Source organism: Pedobacter sp. MR2016-19 (genome assembly GCF_014947265.1).
Lineage (GTDB): Bacteria > Bacteroidota > Bacteroidia > Sphingobacteriales > Sphingobacteriaceae > Pedobacter.
This window is the reverse complement of record NZ_JADCNK010000044.1, coordinates 1-3,516: the sequence shown is the minus strand read 5'-3', so window position 1 is coordinate 3,516 and position 3,516 is coordinate 1. Positions and strand designations below refer to the sequence as shown.

Here is a 3,516-nt window from a genome sequence, read left to right as displayed (position 1 = left end):
CGTAACTCGCTGTGGGTTTTCCGCTTTATCAGGTTTATTTAACAAAAGACTGGAGTGCTTAGTTTAGAGGCAAAGTGCAATATAAACCTCGCAGCTTTCCAAAACCTGCGAGGTTTAACGAGAACTATATTTGTGCTACAAATTCCTTTATCGCGACACCTGGATTATCCGTTTTCATAAAATTCTCACCGATCAAAAAACCATTAAAACCTGCTGCTTTTAATTCCTTAATGGTTTGCGGATTACTGATGGCGCTTTCTGAGATCTTTAAAAACTCATCCGGGATTTTGTTCACCAGATCGAAAGAGGTCTGGATATCGACCGTAAAGTCGGTAAGGTTTCTATTATTTACACCAATAGCATCCAGGTTCGGGCAAATGCTTCGCTCCAACTCTTCCAGGTTATGCACTTCTAAAAGCACATTTAAGCCTAAGCCTTTGGCAAATTTTCCAAAATCATTGATTTGCTGAGGGGTTAAAATTGAAGCGATCAGCAGAATAATATCAGCACCCCAGGCTTTTGCTTCCAGAATCTGGTATTCATCAATCATAAAATCCTTTCTTAGGATAGGGATACTGTTTGCCGCCCGGGCAGCCAGAATATCATCTGTTTTACCACCAAAAAAATCTACATCCGTTAATACAGAAAGTGCAGATGCACCTGCAGCATTGTAGGCCTGTGTTACCTCTGCAACATCGGCAATTCCGTTAATTAAACCTTTTGATGGTGAGCGGCGCTTAAACTCTGCAATAATCCCCGTACGGTCTTCAGCCAATAGAAACTCCTTAAAAGAATAAGGCGGTCGGTTAAAATGCAACGAATTTTCTAAATCCTGAACAGAAATCAAAGCTTTTGCAGCAGCAATTTCTTCTTTCTTACGTAATACGATTTTATCTAATATGTTCACCCCTAAATCCCCTGAAGGGGACTTTGACTTTCCATCGTTCATGTTATTCTGCATAGATTAATTTTAATTTAATTCCAACTGGCTATTTCCAATCTGCCCTTAATTCCCCTTCAGGGGGCTAGGGGGTCGTTAACCAATTTTCCATCATCTGTTTGCCATGCTCCGTTAATACACTTTCGGGATGAAACTGTACCCCGCGTACATCAAATGTCTCATGTCTTAACGCCATGATTTCGTTTTTATGATCTCTGGCCGTAATTTTTAAACATGAAGGAAAATTATCTTTACTCACTACCCAACTGTGGTAGCGACCAACATTTATAGTTTGCGGGCATTCCCAAAATAAAGGCTCATCGCCATCTACAACGGTTATCGGTGTAGCTATTCCGTGCATGGGCCTGCCTAAGTTCAATAAAGTGCCCCCAAAAACTTCGGCAATGGCCTGTTGACCTAAACATACGCCAAAAATACTTTTAGTTGGCGCATAGGTTTTGATTACATCCAATAACAAGCCCGCCTCTTCCGGAATACCCGGACCCGGCGAAAGTAAAATTTTGTCATACTTTTCTACATCGGCCAGCTCGAATTTGTCGTTTCTCCAAACTTCGGCTTCGTAACCTACTTCGTTAATTAAATGCACAAGATTGTAGGTAAAACTGTCGTAGTTATCAATAACCAAGACCACCCCCTTGCCCCCTGAAGGGGGAGTATTATTTATATTTTTTTCCATTGAATTTTTCTCCTTATTTACATCATCCATCTCATCATCCATTTTACATCTTCACTAAATCCCCTCTGCCATCTGCAATGCTTTGCGCAATGCGGCAATTTTATTATTTACTTCCTGCATCTCATTTTCAGGGATAGAATCGGCTACAATACCAGCCCCTGCACGGTAATGCAGTTCATTATTTTTGCTCATAAACGTCCTGATCATGATGGCGTGGTTAAAATCATCATTGAAACCCATAAAACCAATGGCACCGGCATAAAAATTCCTGCCCAGTTTTTCGTTTTCATCAATCAGCTGCATGGCTTTGTATTTTGGCGCACCACTTAAAGTTCCTGCCGGATAGGTGTCGGCAACGACTTTAAAAGCACTTACATTTTCCTGCAAATGACCACTTACTTTACTCACCAGGTGGATCAGGTGCGAATAGTACTGCACTTCTTTAAAAGATTTTACTTCAACGCGGTTACAGTGTCGGCTTAAATCGTTTCTGGCCAAATCAACCAGCATTACATGTTCGGCGCTTTCTTTCGGGTCTTGCTCTAATTTTCGGGCCTGTTCCGCATCTTCAATATCGTTTCCGCTACGTTTAAAGGTTCCTGCAATGGGGAAAATATTGGCTGAATTGTTTTTGATGGTAATCTGTGCCTCCGGTGAAGAGCCGAATAATTTAAAATTACCGTAATCAAAGTAAAACAGGTAAGGCGATGGGTTTATCGAACGCAGGCAACGGTACACATTAAATTCATCGCCAGAAAATGCTTGTTTAAATGCTCTTGAAGGAACGATCTGAAAAACATCACCCCGGTAAATGTGCTTTTGAAGTTTCTCTACCAAATCCATAAAACCCTGATCGGTTAAATTCGAACTTTCCTCACCACGCAGTTGAAACTTATATTCGGGATAATTTTTATTCTGGATCAGGTATTCCATCCTTTCAAGTCCACCTTCTTCTTCTCCTTCGAAAGTATTTTTGAACAGCGTAATTTCGTTTTTGAAGTGATCGATGGCGATGATATAACGGTACAAGTGGTACTGCATCTCCGGAATCTCTTCACCTTCAGGTGTTGCGGAAGTAAACTTGATATCTTCAAAATGCTGTACGGCGTTCCAGGTAAAATAACCGAATAATCCGCTCGAGATAAACTTGATTTCGGGCAGTTCAGTTTCCTTAAACTTATCCTTAAAATCAGCTATTTCATCAATCAGATTTTCACTCTCAGTAATTTCTACTGCTCCATCGGGGAAATAGGTTTCCAACCGTGATCCCTTTAAGATAATTCCGGCAACAGGATCGGCACAAACAAAACTCATGGAGTTTTCTCTACTGTGGTAATCTGAACTTTCCAACAAGATGCTGTTCGGATACACATCACGTAAGCGTAAATAAATGCTCACTGGCGTAGTGGTATCGGCAAGCATTTTTTTGTAGGTCGTATTTATTTTATACATGATAAAGGTAAAATGGTGTAAGGCTTATGGTTTGCATTCTCGTATTTTTTCAACAATAAAAAGCCCGGCGTGTGGTTCTACGCCGGGCTTTAATGGTTCTTTAATAAGGTTTAGGTTGATAAACTATATTTTGTTCATACGCAGCCAGCGCAATTCGTTCGAATTACTTTGCCAAAGCCATGTATGTATATTGTTGATCATGAGTTACAAAAATATAAAGAATTTTGAAAAACCGAAATATTTATGAAAATAATTGAGCGAAAGGTTAATTTTCTTGAGAGAATAATACTTTTGAATATTGTAATTTTAAACTCGAAGTGTGCTAAGGGAGGCACATAGGACGCAAAGGTTTACTCTTCACGTTTTAATAAACGATCGTCATCTCGACTGGAGCGCAGTCCCGACGTTAAGTCGGGAGAGAGATCTA

Annotated in this window: 3 protein-coding genes; all 3 read right to left on the bottom strand. The window is 40.2% G+C overall.

Features of this window, described 5'->3' with window-relative positions; all coding sequences use genetic code 11:
- Positions 1 to 124 precede the first annotated feature (124 nt).
- Positions 125 to 907 (bottom strand): indole-3-glycerol phosphate synthase TrpC, encoded by a 783-nt coding sequence (gene trpC, locus IM793_RS24620; protein WP_193426152.1) that lies wholly within the window; start codon positions 905 to 907, stop codon positions 125 to 127.
- Positions 908 to 1,025: 118 nt separating this feature from the next.
- Positions 1,026 to 1,637 carry an aminodeoxychorismate/anthranilate synthase component II gene (locus tag IM793_RS24615; RefSeq protein WP_193426150.1) on the bottom strand — a complete coding sequence of 204 codons (612 nt, stop codon included), beginning with the start codon at positions 1,635 to 1,637 and terminating at the stop codon, positions 1,026 to 1,028.
- Positions 1,638 to 1,691: 54 nt separating this feature from the next.
- Positions 1,692 to 3,089, bottom strand: coding sequence for an anthranilate synthase component I family protein (locus tag IM793_RS24610; protein ID WP_193426148.1), 1,398 nt, complete (start codon positions 3,087 to 3,089; stop codon positions 1,692 to 1,694).
- Between the last annotated feature and the right edge of the window lie 427 nt (positions 3,090 to 3,516).

What these genes read in the sequence shown, in the direction of transcription:
- IM793_RS24615 (WP_193426150.1), bottom strand. Translation starts at nt 1,637, where the DNA reads ATGGAAAAAAATATAAATAATACTCCCCCTTCAGGGGGCAAGGGGGTG.
- IM793_RS24610 (WP_193426148.1), bottom strand. Translation starts at nt 3,089, where the DNA reads ATGTATAAAATAAATACGACCTACAAAAAAATGCTTGCCGATACCACT.